Here is a 22,608-nt window from a genome sequence, read left to right on the forward strand (position 1 = left end):
TCAAAACGATGTTGCGCACAACATCCGGTCAGCCTGCGCCTTTCACCGGGCGCAGGGTTTTCGTGGTCGAGGACGAGTATTTCCTCGCCGACGACATCAGCGAGGCATTCCGGGCGCTGGGTGCCGAGGTGGCAGGTCCTGCCGGGCACATCGAGGACGCATTCAAGATCCTGCGTGACGGCAGCACGCTGGATGCGGCGGTCCTGGACGTGAACATTCACAGCGAGAGGATCTTTCCGGTCGCTCGCGAACTAAGGGCGCGCAACGTGCCGTTCGTCTTTACCACGGGGTACGAAAGGGTCACCGTCGGACCGGAGTTTCAGGACGTACCGCTTTTTGAAAAACCGATCGATCTTGCCAAGTTGGCGCGTCAGCTCGCGGCGCTGATCGTCGAGCCCGGAAGCTGACAACGATCGACTGACGATCAGAAAAGATGCGCGAATGCGAGCCAAGCGGTCACCGCCAGGCAAAGGATGACTGCCGCATAGGGCAGAGCGATCCGCAAGACTGCCTCCTGCCCCATCAGCTCAGCATCATCCAGACGATCGCAGCCATCATCACCAGGAAACCTGTAATAGCGGTCGCTACAAAGGCAATTTCAACGCGGTCCATCGCCATTGCAGCCCCGTCCTGACGGATGCAGTCTGGCCTGACGGCGAACTCAGCGCATTAGGCTATGTGAATCAGCCGCCACGCCTTGTCCAGCGTTTCATTGGGCGGCTGTTGGTCGCGGGGCTTGCGGCGAACTTCAGCTCACGACTTTGCCGTGCCAGGCTCGGCCGTTTTGCGATGCTGCTTGGCCAGCATCTCGTTCGGCGTGACATTGGCGACTGTCGTCTGGAGCTTGTTCTTCAGCCCGGTGACAATGTCGGCTTCCCCGCGCAGCATGGCGTCGAAGCCGGCCTTCGCGACGTCGTAGGCGCCATCCTTCTTCTCCGTGCCGACCTTGGTGTCCATCATGTCGGCGCGGCGGAAGAACTCGGTCTCGGTCGCACCCGGCATCAGGCAGGTGACGGTAACGCCGCTGTCGCGCAGCTCCTCGCGCAGCGCAAACGAGAATGAATCGAGGAACGCCTTGCTGGCGTTGTAGGCGGCCTGGAAACTGCCCGGCATGAAGCCGGCGATCGAGCCGGTGATCAGGATGCGGCCGGCCTTGCGGCGAAGCATCTCGTTGCCGATGCGGTGGATCAGATCAAGCGTGCCGGTGATGTTGGTGTCGATCAGGTGCTTCACCCTGGTGAAGTCCTGGTCGAGGAACGCCTTGCCGAGGCCGATTCCGGCATTGGCCAGCAAAGCGTCGATCGGCCGGTCGCCGATCGCGGCGCAGAGCTTGTCGACGCCTTCCGTGGTGGAAAGATCGGTCTCGACCGGCTCGACGCTGCCGCCGAGCCGGCGCAGATCGACTGCCACCCGTTCGATCTGAGGTTCATCCGCGGCGATGACGAGGTTGAATCCGGCCTGGGCGCAGCAGCGCGCAAGTTCCAGGCCGATGCCGGTGGAGGCGCCGGTGACGACGGCGAGCTGATTGGCGGGCATGGCATAGGTCCTTGAGAGGAGGATGATGCCCCCCAAATCGCGACGCCGCCATCTCGTTCCTATCGGGTGCGCTTGCGAAGAAATGCACGTCGATTAGCAACCATCATTCATTCCTGGACTTTAAGTGCCAACTGGTTCAGCCGAGAGGACGGAAGATGAAGGCGCTGGTTTGGCACGGCAAGGAAGATATTCGCTGCGACACGGTCACCGACCCCGAGATCCAGGACCCGCGCGACGCCATCATCAAGGTCACGAGCTGCGCCATCTGCGGTTCCGACCTCCATCTCTTCCACAATTTCATTCCAGGCATGTTGCCCGGCGACATCATGGGCCACGAGACCATGGGCGAAGTGGTCGAGGTCGGCTCGGGCGTCAACGGCAAGCTGAAGAAGGGCGACCGGATCGTGGTGCCCTTTACGATCATTTGCGGCGAGTGCGACCAGTGTAAGCGCGGCAATTTCTCCGTCTGCGAAACCACCAACCGCAAGCGCCATCTGGCCGATAAGGTGTTCGGACACACCACCGCCGGCCTGTTCGGCTACACGCATCTGACCGGCGGCTATCCGGGCGGCCAGGCCGAATATCTCCGCGTGCCCTTCGCCGACGCCACGCACATCAAGGTGCCCCCGGGCATCCCGGACGAGCAATTGCTTTTCCTCAGCGACATCTTCCCGACCGGCTGGCAGGCCGCCGTGCAATGCGACATCGAGCCGACCGACACGGTCGCGATCTGGGGCTGCGGCCCTGTCGGACAGATGGCGATCCGCAGCGCGATCCTGCTCGGCGCCAACCAGGTGATCGCGATCGACTGCCTGCCCGAACGGCTGAGCATGGCGGAAGCCGGCGGCGCAACCACGATCAATTTCGAGACCGAGAGCGTGGTGGAGCGGCTCCAGGAATTGACCGACGGCAAGGGCCCGGAAAAATGCATCGACTGCGTCGGCATGGAGGCCCATGTGATGCCGTCTCAGCCCGACACCCTGCTCGACCGCGCCAAGCAGATGGTGATGGCCGAGAGCGACCGGCCCCACGTGCTGCGGGAGATGATCTATGTCTGCCGTCCCGGCGGCATCATCTCGGTGGCAGGCGTGTACAGCGGCTTGTCCGACATGCTGCCGATGGGCGCCTTCATGAACAAGGGCCTGACGATGCGCACCGGCCAGACCCACGTCAACCGCTGGACCGACGACCTGCTCCGCCGAATCGAGGAAGGTGAGATCGATCCGTCGTTCGTCATCACCCACACCGTCCCGCTCGCGCAAGGCCCGGAGATGTACCAGGTGTTTCGCGACAAGCGCGAGTCCTGCGTCAAGGTGGTGCTGAAGCCCTGAAGGAGCTAGCCATGTTTCACTTCTCCAACATCGTACGCACCAAGGGCGACCCTGAGATCGTCGAGGGCGGGCCGAGCCTGAAGCGGCCGGCGGACCAGCTCGCGCGCGCGCTCGGCTGGTTCAGCATCGGTCTCGGCATGGTCGAGTTGTTCGCGCCGCGGCGCGTCACGCGCACGCTGGGCATGGAAGGCCACGAGACGATGGTCCGCGCCTTCGGCGTGCGCGAGATCACGGCCGGCATCATGTCGCTCTCGGTCGACAAGAATGCCGGCCTGTGGGCCCGCGTCGGCGGCGACGGCCTCGATGCCGCCGCGCTGCTGTCCGGGCTGACTGTGGACAATCCCAAGAAGGGCAATATCGCGCTGGCGCTGCTGATGGTCGGCGGCATCGCCGTGCTCGACTATCGTGCCGCGCAGGACACCAAGCCGCGCCGCCCGCCGCGCGATGCACGGCGCAGGCTCTATCCGAGCCGCAGCGGTTTTCCCAGGGGCATCGAGAGCGCCCGAACTGCGGCAAGGCAGATCGCGGCCGATGCCAAGACAAACGACAAGACGAACGAGGTGAAGCAAGGTGATGAGCGACGAGTCCCGTGATGAAGCTGCGTGGTGGGAATCCGCCGTCATCTACGAGATCGCGCTGATCTCCTTTCAGGACTCCAACGGTGACGGCAAAGGCGACCTTGCCGGGCTGATGTCACGCATAGACTATCTGAAATGGCTCGGCGTCGACGCGGTGTGGCTGACGCCGATCTACAAGAGCCCGTTCCGCGACCTCGGCTACGACATCTCCGACTTTTGTTCGATCGATCCCGCCTTCGGCAGCCTCGAGGAGTTCGATCGCCTGCTCGAGGCGCTGCACGATGCGGGCATCCGGCTTATCCTCGACCTCGTCCCCAATCACACCGCGAACGATCATGCATGGTTCGTCGAGAGCGCGAGCTCGCGCAACAGCGCCAAGGCCGATTGGTACATCTGGGCCGATCCTGCCGAGAATGGCGGCCCGCCCAACAACTGGCTGAGCCGGTTCGGCGGCAGCGGCTGGGAGTGGTGCGAGCCGCGCCGGCAATATTACTATCATTCCTTCCTGGTGGAGCAGCCCGACCTCAACTGGCGCAACCCGCAAGTGCGCGCCGCGATCGCCGACGCCATGCGGTTCTGGCTCGACCGCGGCGTCGATGGCTTTCGCGTCGACGCCAGCGCGGTCCTGATCAAGGACCGGCTCTTGCGCGACAATCCGCCGAACCCGCAAGCCGAGGGCAAGCCGCCGCCGCAGCGGCAGACGCCGGTGTTCACCGACGACCGGCCCGAAACGATGGATTGCATCGAGTTCATCCGCGAGGTGATCGACGCCTATCCCGGGCGCACGCTTTGCGGCGAAGTCCAGGGCAAGACCGACCGCATCGGCCACTTCTACGGCAACGACCGGCCGCGCCTGCATCTGCCGCTCAATTTCGCCCTGCTCGATTCCAAATGGGACGCCCTGTCGCTGCAGGCAACGATCGACACCTATCTCAACGCCATCCCTGACGACGGCTGGCCGGTCTGGGTCATCGGCGGCCACGACAAGCAGCGGATCGCGAGCAAGATCGGCCAGACACAGATGCGCGTGCTGGCGATGCTGCTGATGACGCTGCGGGGAACGCCGTTCTTCTTCATGGGCGACGAGATCGGCCGCAAGCGCGTGCCGATCCCTGCCGACCGCGTCCGTGATCCCTTCGAGAAGCTCGTGCCCGGCTATGGCCTGTGCCGCGATCCCGAACGCGCGCCGATGCGATGGGACGACAGCCCCGATGGCGGCTTCACCGCGGGCCGCCCATGGCTGCCGCTGGAGCCGCCTGATGGTGCGGCCAACATCGCCGCACAGCAGCGCGAGGAGCGCTCGCTCCTCGCACTGTTTCGCGCGCTGATGGCGCTGCGGCGCGAGCATCCCGGACTGCGACGGGGCGGCTACGAACCGCTGCGCTCGCAGAACGATGTCCTCGCCTTCAAACGGACGAAGGGCCGGAACGAGATTCTGGTTGCACTCAATCTCGCGGCCGAACCGCGGAAATTCCATTGGCAAGGTCGCGGTCGTCTCTTGATGTCGACGCATCTGGATCGGCCGGCCGAGCCGGTGCCGGATGCGTCCGTTCTGCTCCGGGGCAACGAAGGCGTGATCATCGCGCTCGAACCTCGGTGATATCTGGAGGAACCATCCGCGTCGCGATGAGTCTGATCCTTGCTTCCGGCGTCTCCCCCCGCCGCCGGAAGCAATTTGCAAGACCGCAGCCCCGGCGCCCACGCCCCCCTTCAGGCGCCGGGGTAGCGGCGTGAGCCAACGGCAGGACATATCGGAGGCAGCTCATGGGCAAGACCAAAGGTCTGCAGCAGCGGATCGCCGGCAAGACCAAGCAGGCCGTCGGCGAAATCGTCGGCGACCAGGATCTGCACGATGACGGCAAGGCGCAAGCCGAGCGCGGGCGCGCCGAACAGGACAAGCCGAGCGAGCTCAATCCGCTGAAGAAGCTCAAGCAGCTGACGTGAACGCAGAGCCGCGACCAGCTCTCGCGAGTGGGGCGCGGCGCACCACCGGCGAGCGGCGGCGTTCGCGCTGGATTGCCGCAGCCACCCTCGGCCTGATCAGCAGCACTTTCTCGACCATCGTCAGCCAGCTCTTCGCTGCCCGCATCGGCCGCGATGCGGCGGTCGACTGGATGACGGTTGCCGCGATTCCTGCGCGCGACTGGGCGATCAGCTCCGAGCCATCCTGGAGCGCGATCCTGGCCGGGATCGCCTTTCACCAATGGGCCGATTTTTCCTGGGCGTTGGTTTTCTTCGGCGTGCTGGGACGCTGGACGGCCGACTTGCGGCCGATGACGATCCTGCTGCTGGCGCTGCCCTGGGCCGTGTTCTCCTCGGGCATGGAATGGTTCGTGCTGGTGCCGCTGTTTCCATTCTGGCAGCCGCTGTTCACGCTGCAACAACCCTACTGGATCGGAATGCTGGTCCATGGCTCGTCGGCCGTGATGTATCCCCTGTTCGCGCGCCTGCGCTGGCGGCGCGGGACTGCGCCTGACAGCGACGTGCGGTTCACCAACCTGTGGATCACCGGCGCGCTGGCCGTGATTGCGCTACTTGGGACGGTCGCGTTGTTCGGCGGTCATGGTTACGAGCTGCCGTGGATGGGGCGCGACAGGGATCAAGACCAGGCCTACATTCGTCACATGACAACGCATCATGCCCAGGGCATCGAGCTGGCACGGACGGCTGCCGAGCGCGCGCAGGATCCACATCTGCGCAAGCTCGCGATGCTGATGGTCGCGAGCCAGAGCGGGGCGAACCGCATCTTCGAGAATTGGTGGCTGAGCTGGTTCGACACGGAGATGCCCGATTGCAGCACCGAGGAGCGGGCGGCGATGCAGGGCTTCCTGACGCCGGCCGAGATGCGCCAGGTCAAGACCGCTCCGCCGGACCAATTGGATATGCTGTTCGTCGAGGCGATGAGCCGGCATCACCGCGGTGCGGTCAGGATGGCCGACCAGATGTGGCACAGCCGAGGCGACCCTCGCCTGCGCATCATGGCGCATGCCATCCGCCACGAACAGCAGGGCGAGATCGCGCTGATGCACGGCACGCGCGGCCTCGCCGCCGTCACCAAAGGCGTCCGCAACATGCTCGGCGACAACGTCAATTGAACGTGAGGATCTTTTATCGGCAAGCGGCCTGCTGCCTCGCCGATACTCCAGACGAACCTATCAAACGTTAATGCTTTCCGCCGTCGTTATCGGCCACACTTGGAGCCGATGGGGATGTCGGAGATCAAATGCAGGCAGGATTTGCTTTCTCGAAGCTCGCCGATCGACTGACGAGCCTCGTCGAACTGACCCCGGAGCATCTCGATCTGCTCGCGGACATGCCGAGCAGCATCGCGCATTTCGGCGCGCATCAGACCATCCTGCGGCACGGCGATGAGGCAACGCAATGCTGCCTGGTGCTCCAGGGATATCTGTCCTGGCAGAATGACGAAAGCGCAGATGGCCAGATCACCGCGATCTGCGTGCCCGGCGACATCGCCAACCTGCAAAGCCTGTATCGCCCGCGCCTCGAGGGCAACCTGACCGCGCTCGGCTCCGCAATCGTCGCGCTCGTGCCGCACCGCTTCTTTCGCGAGCTCGCGGTGCAATCTCCGGCAATGTCGCACGCCCTGCTGTTGATGCTGCTTGCCGATCACGCCATCCAGCGCAACTGGACGGTGAATCTCGGCAGCCGGGACGCGTTGACACGCGTGGCGCACCTGCTCTGCGAGATCACGGTGCGGCTGCAAACCGTCGGGCTTGCCCGGGATTTCAGGTTGTCCTCGCCCTTCACCCAGTCCGACCTCGCCGCAGCCTGCAGCATCTCCCCGGTCCATGCCAACCGCACCATCCAGGAGCTGCGCCGCTGCCATCTGCTGCAATGGCAAAGCAAGACCTTGACCATCACGGACTGGCCGGGCCTGGTCCGGCTCGCCGGCTTCGACCCAACCTACCTGAGCATGCGGTCCGGCGCGGACGATGCTCGGCCGCCGCATGCGAGACCGGTGGCGGCCGACGCCGCGGTCGCTTGATCCGCCTCGTGGGACGCGAGGACCTTGTGCGGCTCGATGAAGTCGGACCCTACTCCCGCCAGACCTCGGCCAGCTCTTCCGCCGTCACCAGGTCGACCTGGCCGTGGAAGCGGGTGCGATACATCGTCATGAGCGCATCGTGGCCGACGTCGGACGAGCTGCACAGCGCGTCCTCGATGATGACGATCCTGAAGCCGAGATCGACGGCGCTCAGGACCGTCGAAAGCACGCAGACGTCCGTCTCCGCGCCCGATATCACGACGGTGCCGACGTTCTTCTCGACCAGCAGGCTCGCAAGACCGGGATTGCTGAACGCGGAATAGGCCGGCTTGTCGATCACGGCCGCCGGCGGAACGAACCGGGCCAAGGCCGGCACGAGCTCCAGAGCCGATGACGGCAGATGCCTGCGCGTCGCCTGGCGCCAGCGGTGGAAATAGCTCTGCCACTGCCCCGGTCGATCCTCCGGATCCCGCGGGGTGATGAAGCGTGTGAAGATCGTTCTCTCCGCATGGCGCGCAACGACCGAGACGACCGTCGGCAGCACCCGCTCCATCCAGGGCGTCGCCCAAAGGCCATCGGGAGCGAAAATGTTCTGCATGTCGACGCACAGGTGAACCGCGCCGCTGATACCGGCCACATCCGACGTGCTGTCCCTCATCGTCCTCCCCCCCCCGGTTCATGTGCGTCCTTCGATTGTAGGCCGCGCACCAAACCCGAGATGGCATCGCAAGTTCCTAGGCACTCGAAACCTTGCGCGGGCTCGCGCGCCGTGACCGACGCAGGACGAGCATCCATGCGCGGCGTGCAACATTTCAAATCAACAGGTCATGATGCGCAGCTACAGGGGCGTGATGGGGACCGTTATTGCCATGGTTGGCCGCGGGTTCGTCCAGTGCATTGGGCAGAATTTTGACGAGGATATCGAGGGTGACCGCCTGACCGGGCTGGGCGCGTGGATCGGGCGGACTGTGGACCTCTCTAGGTTCAATCCTGACGATGGGAGTGAAAGGAGTTGCGTCGCTGTCGAAGCGGAACACCCGATCTTGATCGGCGCCGCCGGCCTCGAATGCAGCTTTAGCCGGCTGTGCGGCCACCGATGCGATTGCAGCAGGTTGCGTAGCGTGCTGCGAGTTTCCGTTCCCTGCACTCTCGCCTTTTGTGGCGCTCGATTCGGCAATCTCGGCTGCTGCTGATGCGTTTGCGGAGGTCGAGTGTGAATTGTATCCTGAATTGCTGTGCTGCAGGTCAGCCTGTTTTGCCGTGGCCGCTGCCGCCGACGCGCTTGCGTTCGATGCACGATGATTGTCGCCATCACCGACACTCTTCTCGGACATGAAGACAGTTTCAGCCAACTCGGTGGTTCTCGCCTTTACAGGCTCCGGCTCCGCGACGCTTAGCGTGCTACCGAGGTCCGCGCTACCGGCCGTTGCAACACTTTCGTCAGCCTTCGGCCCGTGAGCAGAGGTCGAGTGCCCCCATTTGTTGCTGTGCTCCATGCCGCTGGGCTCTGCCATTTCCCCTGGCCCAGGCGTATCGGCCGGAGCCCAGGAATGATGCTCATGGTCATTGCCGACGCCGTTGCCCGGTATGGCCTTTGCTTCGGCCGTCTCCGTGGCTGCCGTTGCCGGCCCTCGCTCCGACGCGTGCAAGTTGCCGTGACCCAGGCCGCCTGGTTCGGCCGTTTGCGCTGGCCCCGGTGCACCGTCCGAAGCCGGTGAATCATGCGCGTCTTCATTGCCGCTGCGATTGCCCGGTATGGACCTCACTTCAGCCGTCTCCGTGGCTGCCGTTGCCGGCCCTCGCTCGGACGCGTGCAAGTTGCCGTGACCCCGGTCGCCTGGTTCGGCCGTTTGCGCTGGCCCTGGTGCACCGTCCGAAGCCGGTGAATGATGCGCGTTCTCATTGCCGCTGCGATTGCCCGGTATGGACCTCACTTCAGCCGTCTCCGTGGCTGCCGTTGCCGGCCCTCGCTCGGACGCGTGCAAGTTGCCGTGACCCCGGTCGCCTGGTTCGGCCGTTTTCGCTGGCCCTGGTGCACCGTCCGAAGCCGGTGAATGATGCGCGTTTTCATTGCCAGCGCGATTGCCCGGTATGGACTTCACTTCGGCCGTCTCCGTGGCTGCCGTTGCCGGCCCTCGCTCCGACGCGTGCAAGTTGCCGTGACCCAGGCCGCCTGGTTCGGCCGTTTTCGCTGGCCCTGGTGCACCGTCCGAAGCCGGTGAATGATGCGCGTTTTCATTGCCGGTGCGATTGCCCGGTATGGACTTCACTTCGGCCACATCTCTGGCGCCGGCCATTGCAGACATTTGCTCGGGAGCGTGTCGCGCCCCTGCGCGGTCGTCCTTCTGCGCTGTCGCGAGGCTCGATGCACCAAAATCGGCGGCTTCAGGTGCGTTTGTAGAGGTTGAATGCACCGGCTTGCCATGTTCCACGCTGCCTGTTTCTGCCGTCTTCCCTGACCTTCCCGAAGGGTCCGAAGCCGGGGATTGATGCTCGTTCTCATCACCGACATCACTCCCAGGTATGAAGCCACCTTCTGTCTGCTCCGCACCTGCTTCCTTTGCAGGCCATGGCTCCAGAACATGCTGTGAGTTACTGCCGCCCGCGCTACCGGCCGCTGCGATGCTGGGGCCGGTACCTGCATCGTTCCGCTGACTCTTCAATGTAAGATTTTCAACTTCCGTTACCGCTGCAGCATGAGCAAGCACGATCGGTGATATGCGAGCCGACCCCTCGGTCCCATCGACGCTCTCTTCCGTTGTGCGGGCCGGCGCGAATTCGGTCCTCAAGCCGGCATCAGCCAGACTGTCCCAAACTCCAGCGGTCCCGAGTGCGGTCTCCCCCGCACCGATAATTGTATGGGCACTGTCCGTACTTAGAACAGTTTCGGTTGCAGCCACCGATGTCAGCGCTTGTTCGAGCTGCTCCAAGGTGAGAGCAGCAGCCGCGCCCGTGGGCTGGCCAACGAAATCCAATTCTGCGATGGATACAATCCCCGGCAGATGGATTTCCAACAGGCCGCGATCTCCGATCTCCAGAACATGATCGGTCGTATTCACATAGACGATCGTTTCATTGCTTGCGGAGTCGAAGATCCAGGCGACAGTGTGTGGCGGTATGGACTTGCTAGCTGCCGTCATATGAAGCCAAGCAAGCGCTCCGAAAGCCGCAAGATTGATCCTGCTCGGCCCAGATGCGAAATTGAAGGCAGAGTCCGAAGAGGTAAAAGTAGAATCGATCGGGTCGTGATAAACAACGTTTTCGGCGATGTTGCTGCCCGTCAGCTGATCGTGGCTATCCCCGCTACTGCCGGCATCGTGACCGAAGTGCACGAGGCCGACAAGTTTTTGGAGAGTCTCCCCTACGGTACCATCACCCAAGTGGCCCCGAGTGCCTTCTCCGGCGGCGCTTTCGTTTTCAGCGGCCACAAACGCGGAAGCCAGGCGAGAAGCCTGCGCAAGGAAACCCGGGACTGAATCGTCTACATGATGATCGTCGGCATTGGTGATCGCAGCAAGTTTGGTGGCCGCATTATCTCCGGTGATATCCACGAAGCTGTCGAGCAGCGCTTTGGCCGACTCATGCGACCGCAAGGCCAAATGGGAATCGTTCAGTGCGTAGATCAGCGCACCGGTGAGAGTGGCGAAAGTACCATACCCTCCGTGAATCAACGTCGGATTGGATGTCAGCTGCGAGAATAGATGTTCCGCGGTGGAGTCACCTCCAATCTTCGCGTCGTTCATTCCTCGCAGGGAAGGTGTGGCCAAACCGGGCGTGATTGATCCAGCAGAACTGCAGTCCCTCCACGATTTCGAGCCTGCGGATTGCTCAGCGGTGCGAGGCGCTTCCATTGCCGATGCCGCGGTCGAGATTTGACTCGCCCCGACAAAAACGCCTCTCTGAGTGAGCGACGGCTTTTCGTCGGAGTTCGCGACGATGGCGTGACGGAGGATAGCTCGCTTCCAGAGCTCATATTCGGCATACTCCACCGCGGGGCCGGTGCTGTCGTCATGCGGAAGCATATCGCTTGCCTCCGACGCCTTGAGTTCGTCCGCAATGGCGACCGCCAGGAGAGCCAGCGAGAGCATTCCGAACCCGGACGGGCGTTGTAGCAATGCGAGGGTGGCGAGCACCGTCCTGTTGGTTATTTCAAGCTTCTGAAATATGTTGTGCAGGTGTACTTTAACGGTTCCATCGGAAACGTTTAGCTGGTGCGCGATCTCCTTGTTCGACATTCCTTCTGACACCAGTCGTACAATTTGACGTTCTCGCGGCGTCAATAGCTCCAGCAGGTTGTCGATTTTGCTGCTGTCGGTTTTCTCGACGGTTGGCGAGAGATCGGACTGCTCAAAAAAGCTACGCTTCGTCATCAGTCGCAGCGATCGCAGCACAGCGTCCGGTGCGACATACTTCGCGATTGCATCACACGCGCCAGCAGCGATGGCCAAGGTTAGATCGTGGTCCGTGTCGGAATCTGTAAAGAACACCAGGCGCGTGGGCAGCCGATCAGCTTTCGCAATGGCGAGGATCTCGGATGCCGTCAGATCTGGCAGGGTGTCAGCAAGAAGTGCAACGTCGGGTGTCAGATTCCGGATCGCTTGGATGCAGCTTGTCCCGTCGCTGCACAAGGCGACAACGTCGAAGTCCGGCTGTGCCCCGAGTACCGACTTAAGCCCCTGCAGAACGATCGGCTGTCGGTCTGCGATCACAAGCCGGGTGCGCTTAAATATTCCCTGTTTCGCAGATGTGTCTAACATGGACCCTGCCTCGACCCCGGCCGTCTATGTCCTTCGGCATATAGCCGAGACCGAGCGAGGGCATTAAAATACAACTAATCGAATAAAGAAAGAGATTTAATTAGTTTAACCATACCTAAAAACGCAACTTTTCAGGCGGGAAATGCGCGCATTTGCCGAATGTGTTCATTTTGCCGAACGGTATAGCGACGCCACGCCGTGCTTCGAGTGGGCGTTCGATCGGGTTACGACCGTCATCCAACACCGCTAGACAGACGGCCAGAACACACCTGAGAAACTGTTCGATCCCTGAGACGACGTTCAGCGCGCGCTCGCGGTCCGCACCTGGCGCTTCACCACTCGCAGCCAAACAGCTGTTCGGAGAAACGATCGGTGGCTGAGATGCTATTCAGCCCCCGCGCAGGCTGGCGAGTTGATGGGGTTAATTGTGCGTCCGCGACAGGTCTGCATTAGCGCAAGTTGAAGTCGGACGCACAGGCTCGCGGTGCGATCTGCAGGCCAACGAATGCTCGGCCTTCTTCGCAGGAACCATATCTGTGGTTGCAAGTTAACTGCTGTTGAGCTGCACACAAGAGAGCAGCTCAACAAGCCGGCATGAGTCCTCGCGCCCGGCATCCGTCGGGGGGTTGATCCCATGATGGACCACGCGACCAGGGTTGGTAATCGGTTGTTAGCAGCGTTGCCGCCAGCGGATTTTGCTTTGCTTGCGCCTCATCTGAGGAAGATCGTGATCGAGCGCGATTCGGTGCTCGTCCGATCGGGCGATCGGATCGAACAGCTTCTGTTCCCCGTGAGCGGCGCGATAGTCACCATCATGGAGCTGCCGAACGGGCAAACAGTCGCCACGACGATCGTTGGCAGAGAGGGCGCTGTGGGTCTGACGTCAGTGCTTGGCGTATCCCACTCGCCCGTGACGGCCGTTGTTCGTTTTTCGGGGGCAGCGCTGCAGATCTCGCCCGCGCAATTCCTGACAGCGCAACGTTGCAGCCTCCCCATCGCGGCGATGGTGCAAGTCTTCACGAGATCGTTGCTGACGCAACTCCAGCACGTGGCGGCCTGCAACGCATTGCATTCCGTTGAAGCCCGCCTGGCGCGCTGGCTGCTTCACATTCACGATCGGGCAAATGGCAGCGATCTCCTCCCGCTGACCCAGGAAACGTTGTCGGAATTGCTGGGCGTCCGCCGCACCACCGTCACGCATGTCGTGAGCACAATGCGGACATCAAGAGCACTAAGATCCAATCGACGTGGCCAGCTTGAAATCGATCGGCCGCGGCTCGAAGCCATGGCATGCGAATGTTACAAGGTCATGAGCCGCAGAATCGATCGGATCGTCTCGCAGAGCACGGTCGGGCTCGTTCATAGGCCTCCAGCGCGGAGCGCCTCCCGTTCGTCTGGCAGACGAATAGCCGGGACAGGCTCTTAGAACCAGTTCGTTTTCGCGAACCACCCGCATGTGCCCGCGCCATTCGGCAAACCGCGCGAGGCTCGCTCGCTGCAAACATCCGATCCTGCGTGGCATTTTTTTCGACTTTGCGGCCGGCTCCCGGCCGAAACGAACAATGGACGAAAATTCCTGTCATCCATTCGCCTTGGGACGCTCGTCACAACAGCCCGACTTCTTGCGAATAAGCGGTATGGGAATGAGCATTGCCTGTGCGAAGCCGGAAGGCCCACCCGCGGTCCGAGCTGGGTTATTGGCGCCGCCCGCCTTGCGCAGCTTGCGCTGAAGATTTTCCTCTCGACCTACCCGCTCTCTGAGCTTTTCAAGTTCCGCAAGCTCTGCGACCAGCGCCTCGAGACGTTCTCGAAGCAGCGCCGCAGGACCCTCCGCTCGAACGCGGATATTCATGACACGCTCCTGATCGAGGTCTTGAGGAGAAGTCGCCTACTGATAAGGTCAGGAAAAGGATGCAATTCACCACAATCGCATGAACATTTGGGAGTGTTGCACCGCAAATCGCGCTGCGGTGGTGCAACAAGGGAGGACTCGGCCGGACGTTTAAGAAAGGTCCAGCCCTGCCAAACCATACGGCGCCGCAGGCTCACGCATGGGCTGAGAAGACTGCTATCGGCTCGATTCGGCTGCACTCGAAATCCTCGTGTTAGCTCCAGGGCACTCGGCCTTGCGCTTTTCCTCATCTTCTTCTGCGCAATCGAGCCCACCTTGTGCGTTTGGAATTCCAGAGCTGCCGCCAGTTGCGAAAGGCCCTTTCGCATTGCCTCCGCCACCACCAGACCCGCCACGACCGCCAGATCCGCCACCCCCGGCTGCCCCGCTGGGGCGAGATGATCCAGCAGACCGACCGCCAGGGGCTCCCCCGCCGCCGCCTGACGACCCGCCGCTGGAGCTCCCCGGCCCTGATACGGACGACCGGTCGTTATCGAAGAACGACTGCCTCCCCTCCTTCTGCGTCACTCCACGCAGCCCCCCCGAGCTCGCAATGGCTCTCGAGGTCAGGGATGTGGATAGAAGCAGACTCATCGCTGGGGGTGTCACGGCCGCAAATCTTCCGCAGGTTTTCAAGAACGCCCGCCGGTCGTCGTCCTCGTTGCCGTCCCGGGTCACAACACGCTCTCCCTGGGTTTAAAATTTTATTTATGGTATTATATATTAAATGCAGTTTCAACCGATAATTTTTTATGTGAACTCGCGCTCCTTAACGTGCGCTGTCAGTTGATCGGCAATTTTTGTGCCCGTTGTGGCACTTCCTGGTGCATTCCTGCCGTTCAGGCGCAGTTTCGCAGTTGCGCTTGCCATTTAATGAGTTTAATTTTTTAACGGAAGTCGAGCGCGGGGCTCGATTGGAACGGATCATTGCGATGCCGCTGCAATTCCATCGGTCCGTCCGGGACATGGAGATCTGGAGCGCGACCAGCGAGGGCTTCTCGTTCGTGATCAGCTTCGAAAGCCCCAGCGGCCCCGGCTTTCATGGACGCGCCGGCTATCTGGCGAGTTGGCGTCCGCTCCACAAGAACCAGGCCGCAATCAAGATTGGCGGCTCGCCCTTTCAAACGTTAGCTGAGGCCGAAGGGGCCTGCAGCGACATGGCTGGGCATCTGGCGCCACGATAACCCCCGCGCACGCTCCGGAAGAAGCCAGACGCCCCCGGTCATTTCACGCCCGCCGGATCCTGACGCAACAGATCAGGGGAATCCAGTTCACTTGACGGGGCATTCACCTCGTTTCGCGAAATCGCCAATGCCGCGAGAACCGTGCGATTGCTGATGTCCAGCTTTTGGAAGATATGATGAAGGTGGACCTTGATCGTACCGTCGGCGAGGTTCAACCGACGTCCAATCTCTTTGTTCGATAGACCCTCCGACACGAGCCGCATGATTTGCCGCTCCCGGTCCGTCAGTTGTGCTAGGGGCTTCTCAGCGGGGCGGGCCTCATCATTGGCTAGCCATGCGTTCGGCGAGGCCGCTGCTTGGCCCTCGGCGGCTTTCCGCAGGGTTGAGACCAGCATCTCGGCATCCGAATCCTTCGAGAGGACGATGCAGGCGCCGTCCGAGGCGAGCCTTTCCAACTCACAATCGGCCGCGACACCGGCGAAGAAGACTACCGCGGGTCCTGGGGCTGAATCGTTTGCACGAGCGAGGATCTGCTGCCGGCTGACATCGGGCAGAGCAGCATCGACAAGCGCGACGTCAGGCACAAGGAATCGGATTGCCTCATTGCAGCTTGCACCATCGCTGCAGGACGCAACGATCGTAAAATCACGCTGCGTCGCAAGAACGCTCCTGATCCCTTGCAAAACGATCGGATGTCGATCCGCGATGACAATTCTGGTGCGGTGCATGCTTCCCCTGCCTATCGCTAACAACCCCCCGTGCAGCCGTTTAATCCAACAATTTCTTCGAAACGCGAGGATGGACCAGTCCGCTCGGCCATAAAATCACGCCGCCTCATACCCTGGACAGCCCAACATTCGACGCTGCCCCACGGTAACTTGAACGGCAAATATGCGCAGCACCGTAAGAATGCGGTGCTCAAAATTCAAGACTGCAAGCTCCTCGACGAAAGCAGCGTTCTTTCGACAACGCCTGATGGATTCAATCAGCAAATTCCCTCAGAGAATGTCATCGACCCACGGATCGGCTGCTGTGTTATGATGGTCAACATTCGATTAACTTCGTTGGCACCGTTATTACCAACGATATATTGGGCCATTCACGATTCAAATCTAACATTCGACGAAATTTCGACGAACGCGAGCTCGTTCAAAAAGCCACGCTTTTGAAGGGAGGAAAAGTAATACTATTCATCAAGGCGAAGCTGGTTAGTGAAGCACGAAAACGGCTGCGTCGGGCAGCCAGTGTAGCAACGACGAAATCCGGTCACCCAAATTGGAGCTGCATACTCGTCAATTCAGCAACTTCAATGAGCGGTCATGGAGGGCATCGTTGGCAATGAGTAGGTGGTCACATGTATTCTTCAGCAGTTTTGCGTCAAACTCATCAGGCTCTCATCGTTCAATTCACTGAATTGCAGAACTTGCGTAACCGCGTGTTGAAGGCCGAGCACCGATTGCTTGCGCCGAGACGACGAGTCCGGGGGCGAGGGAAGCGACCGCTCGTTCGGAGGTACAGCCTCAGCCGATAACTCCAACCACCGCGTTGCCGAGTGGCGAAGCCGCACGAGTGGATCGTGCTTGCCCGACCCCGGTTTGACCTGATAATCCCCCTCCTGATTTGGTTCGGAGGTAGTGGGGACGACTTCCATGGGGAATGAGGACTGGGGATCTATGACCACAGCAGAGCTGTGGCAGCTCTATGATGAGGTCACGGCTGTTCTCAGTCGAAGGATGACCGCGGAAAAAGCCAAGCTCGAAGAGCGGCTTCGCAAGATTGAGGGGACGGCCGCTTCGGCCCAGAACGAGGGACGTCCTCGCCGCCCCTACCCTCCAGTGTTGCCGAAATACCAGAACCCGAAGAATCCGTCCGAAACTTGGTCCGGTCGCGGCAAGCAACCCCGATGGCTGAAAGCCCAGCTTCGAGCCGGCAAGAAGCTCAACGATCTGCTGATCGATCGCTCGTCGGCGCAAAGGCGCCGCCGGGCCGGCTGAACCTCCAACCCGTCACCGGGACGGCGGTGTCAGGACCGGACCCGCAGGCGCCACTCTAGCGAGTAACGTCTTCTTTCCCGTTAGGACTGCCGTCGCAACAACCGTTGCCACCGCCATTGTTGCCCTGCACAAGGTTTCCGCCAGAACTAGCGATGGCGGTTGAGGTCAGAGAGGTCGAAAGCAGCAGCGTCATCACGGGAGGAGTGACGGCGGCAAATTTTCCGCAGTTCCTCAAGAACTCACGACGGTCTTCATTATTGGAGTCGAGTGGATTCATCGGCGCCTTCCCTGCGATAGTCGAGGATAAAAAATAAACGGATTTGGATACGCCGCAAGTTAAATATGTTAATCTCGCATTTTAAATTTCCTGCCCGCAAACGACACCTTGAGTGCTATCGCATGCTAGGCTTCCGTCACGACATCGGTGAACTCCCGCGCAAAGCGAGATCCAGAGGCAGCTTATACCGAACGCATTATATGCACGGGGCGCTTTTGGAACTATTATAATTTTAATTGCATGAAATGATGCGGCATCACTCTTTAGCCTCCGCTTCGGCACAAAACGAGGCTCGAGCAGTCGCCGCACATGCGCGCAAACGGCCCCTTTCCCAACTGGCGAAAACAAGAGGCGATTCATGATCGGGGCCGAGTCCGGTGCAGCATTCGGGCAATTGCGGTCTCGCCTCGACACCACCTTCCGACCAGCCTTCTCATTGCCACGTCTGGGCGCCCTGATGAGCCGTGCCCTCACCGAAACTCTCTTAGACCTTTCGGAACTTACGGTTCTCACCGAGGCTGCGACCGGGGCGTATGCCGTGACGGCCGTTCTCGCAGCGATGGCCGGAGCCAGGCACGTCTATGCCTTTACGAAAACTACGCAGCACGGCACCTCGGCTGAAGCCAGGGACCAGACCCTCAAGCTCGCAGATTCCGTCGGTGTGGCCCATCGCATCGACATCCTGGAGCAGATCACCCCCGATATCATCCATCAGACGGATATCGTAACCAACAGCGGCCATCTTCGGCCTCTGACCGCTGCGCTTATTGATGAGCTACCAAGGGAGGCCGTCATCGCCTTGATGTTCGAGGCCTGGGAATTTCGCTCCGAGGACCTCGACCTGGACGCATGCTTGCGGCGCGGAATTCCAATCGTCGGCGTGAACGAACGTCACCCGTCAGTCGATGTCTTCTCGTTTCTCGGTCCACTGTGCGTGAAGCAACTGCAGGATAGCGGATTATCCGTTTACAAAAATCGCATTGCTCTGCTGTGCGACAACGACTTCATTGGCTCGCTTCGCTCCGGTCTCGTGAGCTCCGGAGCGAGCGTGGACGTCTTCGAGGACGTTCGGACCTTGTATCATGACGAATGGGACGCAATCATCGTCGCGCTGCGACCGGCGGCTGAGCCTCGCATCGGCTCGCCGGAAGCAGCTCACCTCGTTGCGTGCGCGCCCCATGGCGCCATTGTCGTGCAGTTTTGGGGCGACATCGATCGAACCGTATTGTCAGAAAACGGGTTGGGCGTTTGGCCAATAACGCCTCCGGGATTGGGGCACATGGGCATTCTGCTGTCCGACCTCGGCCCCGAACCGGTCGTGAGACTGCAGGCCGGCGGCCTGCGCGCTGCTGAATGGGTTCGGCGCAGCCGAGCTGTGTCGCCTGACGGACTCGCGCAAATCGTTACCCAGCATCCGGATCCATCGCCAACTCGCGCTAGGTTCTCGCATCGATGAGCTCAACGAGCGTGAGCGTGGCGGAGGCAAGAAACACTATGCGGCGCATGTCGAAGGCAATCGCCGGCGCGGGTGACGATACAGGAAGATATTGCTGCGCCCTAAAGCAAGCGATCGCTTCGTCGAAGCGAGCCGCTTCGTAAGCAAGATGATAGAATTTGCTGCCGCGCTTCAAGATACCCGTAACCGGCGATTGTGCGCCGGTCGGCTCAATGAGCTCCAGGCGCGGACCGCCGCCCGACACAAACTGAATCCGAACCTGCTGGATCGGGTCCTCGACCATGGGGCCTTCAGGACTGTAGCCAACGACCGCGAGTTCGGGCAGCTCCGCCGCGATCTTTCGACACGCCATTCCCACGTGATGAAAGTGCAAATCCATACCCTGCTCCTCCCTTCCCTGGCAGCCTAGGGAGACGGGCGGCGTCGAACGGAATCTGGCTGGTTGCTCCAACAATTTAACCTTCTCGTGCATCGAGGAGCAGCGCCGACCAGACCTGTTTTAGCCGTGGATAGTCTGCGCGCGACATCCGAAACGTAATCACGTCGTCGCCGTTCCACCAAGCTTTCGGCGCAACCTTTTCAACTTGGAAGCCGAGGCGAATATGAAAGTTCTTCGCGGCTTTATTCCTGCCTTGAACATTGGCCACGACGGCCGAAAGCCCCAGCTGCTCGAATGCGAATTCAAGTAAAAGGTCGAACATCTCTGCCAGAAAAAGGCGCGCGGCAGGATCGACTATCAACCGCGCAACTTCGCCCTGTCCCGCCGCGAAATCCAGGTTCGCAAGCGCGATGCTGCCCGCCGGCTTCTTCGAGCGCTTAAATTCGGCAATGAAATAGTAATCGTCGGCCCTCGCCTGATATTTCCGGAAAAACTCTTCCTGCTGAGCCAAGGTCAGCTTCTCGCGGGTCAGGAACTTGCCGAGAACGGGATCGTTCCGCCAGGCGATGACTTGCGCGGAGTCCTCCAGCCGAAGTTCTCGGAGAAGCAGGTTATTTCCTCCGGGAAGCCGCTTCAGATTCTCAGCTTTCGTGGAAAGCGTGCTTGGGCTCACCGGCTCCGGCCTGATATACGCCATCATATATTTATTACACCTTAACCGATCATTTAAATACATTTAATTGACCCAAGTCATATCATCATTTAATGTAGTGAACAATCAAATGATGCCGCTGTCCTGAACGGAGGCCGCCATTCTAGCTGCAGTACCCGTGCCAGACCGGCCCATCAATGATGCCGAACTCAAGTCCCTGGCGTTGTCAGGCGATGCCACGTTCTGGGGGCATCTTGTCGCCCGCTCGCGGCAAGCGACGAGCTTCTCCGAGCTGTTCTTTCTGTCGACGCTTCGAAAAAAGGCGAAGCTTTATGCACCCGGAAGCGTCCAGCCAAGACTCCGCCTCGCCCTGATAGGCGGCTACAACCTTTATCCGTTGCACGAACTGGTTGAACATCTCCTAGCCATTCGTGGGATCGAGTGCGAACGTTTCCTCGGCGCGTACGATAATTTCGTCTCGGAGATCCTTGACGGCTCGAGCTCACTGTACGCCTTCAGGCCGGATCTCGCCTTCATACTGCCGAACGCGAGCCACTGCCGGTTTTCCGGCTCGCTCCTCGATGCCGTCGAACATCAGCGCGAGGCCGCAGTCTGCGCCGCTGAGCACCTCCTCAACCTCGCGCAGACTTTCACCGCGCGCTCCGGCGCGGCGGCGATCCTCGCCAATCTTGCGCTGCCCGGCGACGTCGATCTCGGTTCGTTTCGTTCACGCACGCTTGGCACCGACTGGAGTTTCCGAAAGGCGGTCAATCTCGAGCTCGGGCTTCGGGCCCCAGCTGAGGTGCAAATCTGCGACGTCGAGTTCCTCTCGGCGCGGCGAGGGATCTCAGCCGCGGCGGATGCGCGAGCGTGGTATGAATCGAAGCAGCTCGGCTCACCTGACTTTCTCGTCGACATCGCGCAAGAGCTAAGCCACCTGATCGCCTCCCGGAAGCAGAGCCCCAAGAAAGTCCTGGCGATCGACCTCGATCACACCCTATGGGGCGGCGTGATCGCGGAGGACGGTATTGAGGGAATCGAACTTGGCGACTCGTCTCCCCGTGGTGAAGCGTTCAAGGCTTTCCAGAGATACCTGCTTGGACTTTCCCAACGCGGCGTCCTGCTTGCGGTATGCAGCAAGAACGACCATGCACGCGCAATCGAGGTATTCGAGAAGCATCCTGAGATGGTTGTCCGGCTGGAGCACTTCGCGGCCTTCAAAGCCAATTGGGACCCGAAGTCCGACAACCTGCAGAGGATCGCGGAGGAACTCCGCCTTGGCCTGGAAAGCTTCGTGTTTGCCGACGACAACCCGGCGGAAATCGAGATCGTGCGCCAGTTTCAGCCGTTGGTTACAGGTGTACTCCTCGGGCCGGACCCCGCCGAATTCATCGTTCGCATCCAGGCCGGACGTCATTTCGAGCCACGGACCGTCACCGAGGAGGATCTCGAACGGACTGCGCAGTACAGGCAAGAACGGCGACGTGCGGAGCTCGCAGCGAGCGTCACCGACATGCCTGCCTACCTCGCCTCGCTTGAGATGCGAGGCACGATCAAAGAATTCGACTCGCTCGACGTTCCTCGCATCGGCCAGCTGATCGCGCGCAGCAACCAGTTCAACCTGACGACGACCCGTCGGTCCGAGACTGAGATCAAGGCACTGCTGGGAAGGCCGGACTACCGGTGCTTCACGATGCGGCTCGAGGATAGGTTCGGTGATTCCGGGCTCATTTCCGTCGTCATTGCAAGGATCGATGGCGGCGTCTTCGTTCTCGATACCTGGCTCATGAGTTGCCGCGTGCTGAAGCGCCAGGTCGAGGACGAGATCATGAATGAGATTTTTCGACTCGCAGAGGTGGCCGGTTGCACCACAGTGCGCGGCATTTATCTTCCGACAACCAAGAACGGCATCGTCGCGGAAGTTTACGAGGAGTTTGGTTTCGCGCGCACGGAAGACTCCGCAACCCGAAGAGAGTTCGAGCTGGAGGTGAGGAAGTATCAGGTGCGTTCGACAAAGATTGATGTTGCCCGGAGAGCTTATGCAGCAGGCTGAAGTATTAGCGAAGTTGCAGGAAGTATTCGACGGAATCTTCCTCGAGAAGGTCGCGGCCACCCCCGAGCTCTCGGCGGCGGACGTCGATGAATGGGACTCGCTCATGCAGATCTCGCTCGTGATCGCCGTCGAGCAGAAGTTTCGCGTCCGATTTCGCGTTGGCGAGGTCGAGGCGGCGCGGAATCTGGGTGAGTTCGCCGACCTGATCGCGAAGCGGATGAAACCATAAGAGTTGGACATAGCGAGTGCGGTCGAAGCTGTGCAAACGGCACATCCCGCTGATGTGCACGAGATTCGTGACGCGCGCCTGCTTCTTCAGGCTCAAGAGAAATTGACGACCGGCGCTACTCCAAAGGCAAAAACCGCTTTCGATTTAATCTTTTTAATGTTATTTAATGTTGAATATTGTTATGCGAACAACATGACACCCGCGGCCGAAACTACAACCCGCACAGTTGGTTTTGCGACTTTAGATAGTATTTAATCACGCTGACTAGCTGGGGGAGTGCAACTG

22 protein-coding genes and 1 pseudogene are annotated in these 22,608 nt (G+C 60.8%); 14 read left to right on the top strand and 9 right to left on the bottom strand.

The genetic code is table 11. The features are described 5' to 3' along the window. Window positions 1–8 precede the first annotated feature (8 nt). Window positions 9–407 carry a response regulator gene (locus tag P0R31_RS28650; RefSeq protein ID WP_275517750.1) on the top strand — a complete coding sequence of 133 codons (399 nt, stop codon included), beginning with the start codon at window positions 9–11 and terminating at the stop codon, window positions 405–407. A gap of 346 nt (window positions 408–753) precedes the next feature. On the opposite strand, the gene P0R31_RS28655 is transcribed toward P0R31_RS28650, so the two are convergent. Further along, the gene (locus P0R31_RS28655) at window positions 754–1,536 is read right to left on the bottom strand and encodes an SDR family NAD(P)-dependent oxidoreductase (protein ID WP_275517752.1); all 783 of its coding nucleotides are present in this window, start codon (window positions 1,534–1,536) and stop codon (window positions 754–756) included. Between the two features lie 155 nt (window positions 1,537–1,691). On the opposite strand from P0R31_RS28655, the gene P0R31_RS28660 reads away from it, so the two are divergent. The 6 genes from P0R31_RS28660 to P0R31_RS28685 all read left to right on the top strand — a co-directional run bounded on the left by P0R31_RS28660 (window position 1,692) and on the right by P0R31_RS28685 (window position 7,451). After that, window positions 1,692–2,867, top strand: coding sequence for a zinc-dependent alcohol dehydrogenase (locus P0R31_RS28660; RefSeq protein WP_275517753.1), 1,176 nt, complete (start codon window positions 1,692–1,694; stop codon window positions 2,865–2,867). A gap of 11 nt (window positions 2,868–2,878) precedes the next feature. Beyond that, a complete protein-coding gene (locus P0R31_RS28665) occupies window positions 2,879–3,460 on the top strand; it encodes a hypothetical protein (protein ID WP_275517755.1) in 582 nt (193 codons plus the stop codon). Beyond that, the gene (locus P0R31_RS28670) at window positions 3,441–5,045 is read left to right on the top strand and encodes an alpha-amylase family glycosyl hydrolase (protein WP_275517757.1); all 1,605 of its coding nucleotides are present in this window, start codon (window positions 3,441–3,443) and stop codon (window positions 5,043–5,045) included. The genes P0R31_RS28665 and P0R31_RS28670 overlap by 20 nt, the downstream gene beginning before the upstream one ends. A gap of 164 nt (window positions 5,046–5,209) precedes the next feature. Next, window positions 5,210–5,389, top strand: a complete 180-nt coding sequence (locus tag P0R31_RS28675; protein WP_275517760.1) for a CsbD family protein — start codon at window positions 5,210–5,212, stop codon at window positions 5,387–5,389. Further along, window positions 5,386–6,540: a DUF305 domain-containing protein gene (locus tag P0R31_RS28680; RefSeq protein ID WP_275517761.1), complete on the top strand. Its 1,155-nt coding sequence runs from the start codon at window positions 5,386–5,388 to the stop codon at window positions 6,538–6,540. Before P0R31_RS28675 ends, P0R31_RS28680 begins: the two co-directional genes overlap by 4 nt. Window positions 6,541–6,668: 128 nt before the next feature. Beyond that, window positions 6,669–7,451 (top strand): Crp/Fnr family transcriptional regulator, encoded by a 783-nt coding sequence (locus P0R31_RS28685; RefSeq protein ID WP_275517762.1) that lies wholly within the window; start codon window positions 6,669–6,671, stop codon window positions 7,449–7,451. Window positions 7,452–7,500: 49 nt separating this feature from the next. Here P0R31_RS28685 and P0R31_RS28690 read toward each other — a convergent pair whose 3' ends face one another. Together P0R31_RS28690 and P0R31_RS28695 are read right to left on the bottom strand one after the other, a co-directional pair. After that, entirely contained in the window at window positions 7,501–8,109 is a 609-nt protein-coding gene (locus P0R31_RS28690) for a cysteine hydrolase family protein (protein ID WP_275517763.1), read from the bottom strand. Window positions 8,110–8,263: 154 nt separating this feature from the next. Continuing rightward, a complete protein-coding gene (locus tag P0R31_RS28695; protein WP_275517764.1) occupies window positions 8,264–12,208 on the bottom strand; it encodes a LuxR C-terminal-related transcriptional regulator in 3,945 nt (1,314 codons plus the stop codon). 634 nt (window positions 12,209–12,842) lie between these two features. Between P0R31_RS28695 and P0R31_RS28700 the strand changes: the two genes are divergently transcribed. Then, window positions 12,843–13,634, top strand: a complete 792-nt coding sequence (locus tag P0R31_RS28700) for a Crp/Fnr family transcriptional regulator (RefSeq protein WP_275517766.1) — start codon at window positions 12,843–12,845, stop codon at window positions 13,632–13,634. A 153-nt stretch (window positions 13,635–13,787) separates the two neighbouring features. On the opposite strand, the gene P0R31_RS28705 is transcribed toward P0R31_RS28700, so the two are convergent. Both P0R31_RS28705 and P0R31_RS28710 read right to left on the bottom strand, forming a co-directional pair. Next, window positions 13,788–14,060 (bottom strand): hypothetical protein, encoded by a 273-nt coding sequence (locus tag P0R31_RS28705; RefSeq protein ID WP_275517767.1) that lies wholly within the window; start codon window positions 14,058–14,060, stop codon window positions 13,788–13,790. A 372-nt stretch (window positions 14,061–14,432) separates the two neighbouring features. Continuing rightward, a pseudogene (locus P0R31_RS28710) lies at window positions 14,433–14,777 on the bottom strand (hypothetical protein); the annotation flags it as partial. A gap of 185 nt (window positions 14,778–14,962) precedes the next feature. On the opposite strand from P0R31_RS28710, the gene P0R31_RS28715 reads away from it, so the two are divergent. Beyond that, window positions 14,963–15,283: a hypothetical protein gene (locus tag P0R31_RS28715; protein WP_343299343.1), complete on the top strand. Its 321-nt coding sequence runs from the start codon at window positions 14,963–14,965 to the stop codon at window positions 15,281–15,283. A 38-nt stretch (window positions 15,284–15,321) separates the two neighbouring features. On the opposite strand, the gene P0R31_RS28720 is transcribed toward P0R31_RS28715, so the two are convergent. Beyond that, window positions 15,322–16,011 (bottom strand): response regulator transcription factor, encoded by a 690-nt coding sequence (locus tag P0R31_RS28720; RefSeq protein ID WP_275517768.1) that lies wholly within the window; start codon window positions 16,009–16,011, stop codon window positions 15,322–15,324. Window positions 16,012–16,956: 945 nt separating this feature from the next. On the opposite strand from P0R31_RS28720, the gene P0R31_RS28725 reads away from it, so the two are divergent. Then, a complete protein-coding gene (locus P0R31_RS28725) occupies window positions 16,957–17,277 on the top strand; it encodes an H-NS family nucleoid-associated regulatory protein (protein WP_430516871.1) in 321 nt (106 codons plus the stop codon). Window positions 17,278–17,332: 55 nt separating this feature from the next. Here P0R31_RS28725 and P0R31_RS28730 read toward each other — a convergent pair whose 3' ends face one another. Further along, on the bottom strand, window positions 17,333–17,554 hold the full coding sequence (locus P0R31_RS28730; RefSeq protein ID WP_275517770.1) for a hypothetical protein: 222 nt from the start codon (window positions 17,552–17,554) through the stop codon (window positions 17,333–17,335). A 358-nt stretch (window positions 17,555–17,912) separates the two neighbouring features. On the opposite strand from P0R31_RS28730, the gene P0R31_RS28735 reads away from it, so the two are divergent. Next, window positions 17,913–19,010 carry a hypothetical protein gene (locus tag P0R31_RS28735; RefSeq protein ID WP_275517771.1) on the top strand — a complete coding sequence of 366 codons (1,098 nt, stop codon included), beginning with the start codon at window positions 17,913–17,915 and terminating at the stop codon, window positions 19,008–19,010. Here the strand turns inward: P0R31_RS28735 and P0R31_RS28740 are convergent. Then, window positions 18,991–19,389, bottom strand: coding sequence for a VOC family protein (locus P0R31_RS28740; RefSeq protein ID WP_275517772.1), 399 nt, complete (start codon window positions 19,387–19,389; stop codon window positions 18,991–18,993). The two genes, P0R31_RS28735 and P0R31_RS28740, sit on opposite strands and share 20 nt — an antisense overlap. A gap of 76 nt (window positions 19,390–19,465) precedes the next feature. After that, on the bottom strand, window positions 19,466–20,089 hold the full coding sequence (locus tag P0R31_RS28745; RefSeq protein WP_275517773.1) for a GNAT family N-acetyltransferase: 624 nt from the start codon (window positions 20,087–20,089) through the stop codon (window positions 19,466–19,468). 130 nt (window positions 20,090–20,219) lie between these two features. Between P0R31_RS28745 and P0R31_RS28750 the strand changes: the two genes are divergently transcribed. From P0R31_RS28750 to P0R31_RS28760, 3 genes are read left to right on the top strand one after another with little or no spacing between them, the layout of a single operon-like run. Next, on the top strand, window positions 20,220–22,094 hold the full coding sequence (locus tag P0R31_RS28750) for an HAD-IIIC family phosphatase (protein ID WP_275517775.1): 1,875 nt from the start codon (window positions 20,220–20,222) through the stop codon (window positions 22,092–22,094). Beyond that, window positions 22,081–22,323 (top strand): acyl carrier protein, encoded by a 243-nt coding sequence (locus P0R31_RS28755; RefSeq protein WP_275517777.1) that lies wholly within the window; start codon window positions 22,081–22,083, stop codon window positions 22,321–22,323. The genes P0R31_RS28750 and P0R31_RS28755 overlap by 14 nt, the downstream gene beginning before the upstream one ends. Window positions 22,324–22,326: 3 nt before the next feature. Next, window positions 22,327–22,578 (top strand): hypothetical protein, encoded by a 252-nt coding sequence (locus P0R31_RS28760; RefSeq protein WP_275517779.1) that lies wholly within the window; start codon window positions 22,327–22,329, stop codon window positions 22,576–22,578. The last annotated feature ends 30 nt before the right edge of the window (window positions 22,579–22,608 follow it).

The organism is Bradyrhizobium yuanmingense, from assembly GCF_029167105.1.
GTDB classification, from domain to species: Bacteria; Pseudomonadota; Alphaproteobacteria; order Rhizobiales; family Xanthobacteraceae; genus Bradyrhizobium; species Bradyrhizobium yuanmingense_A.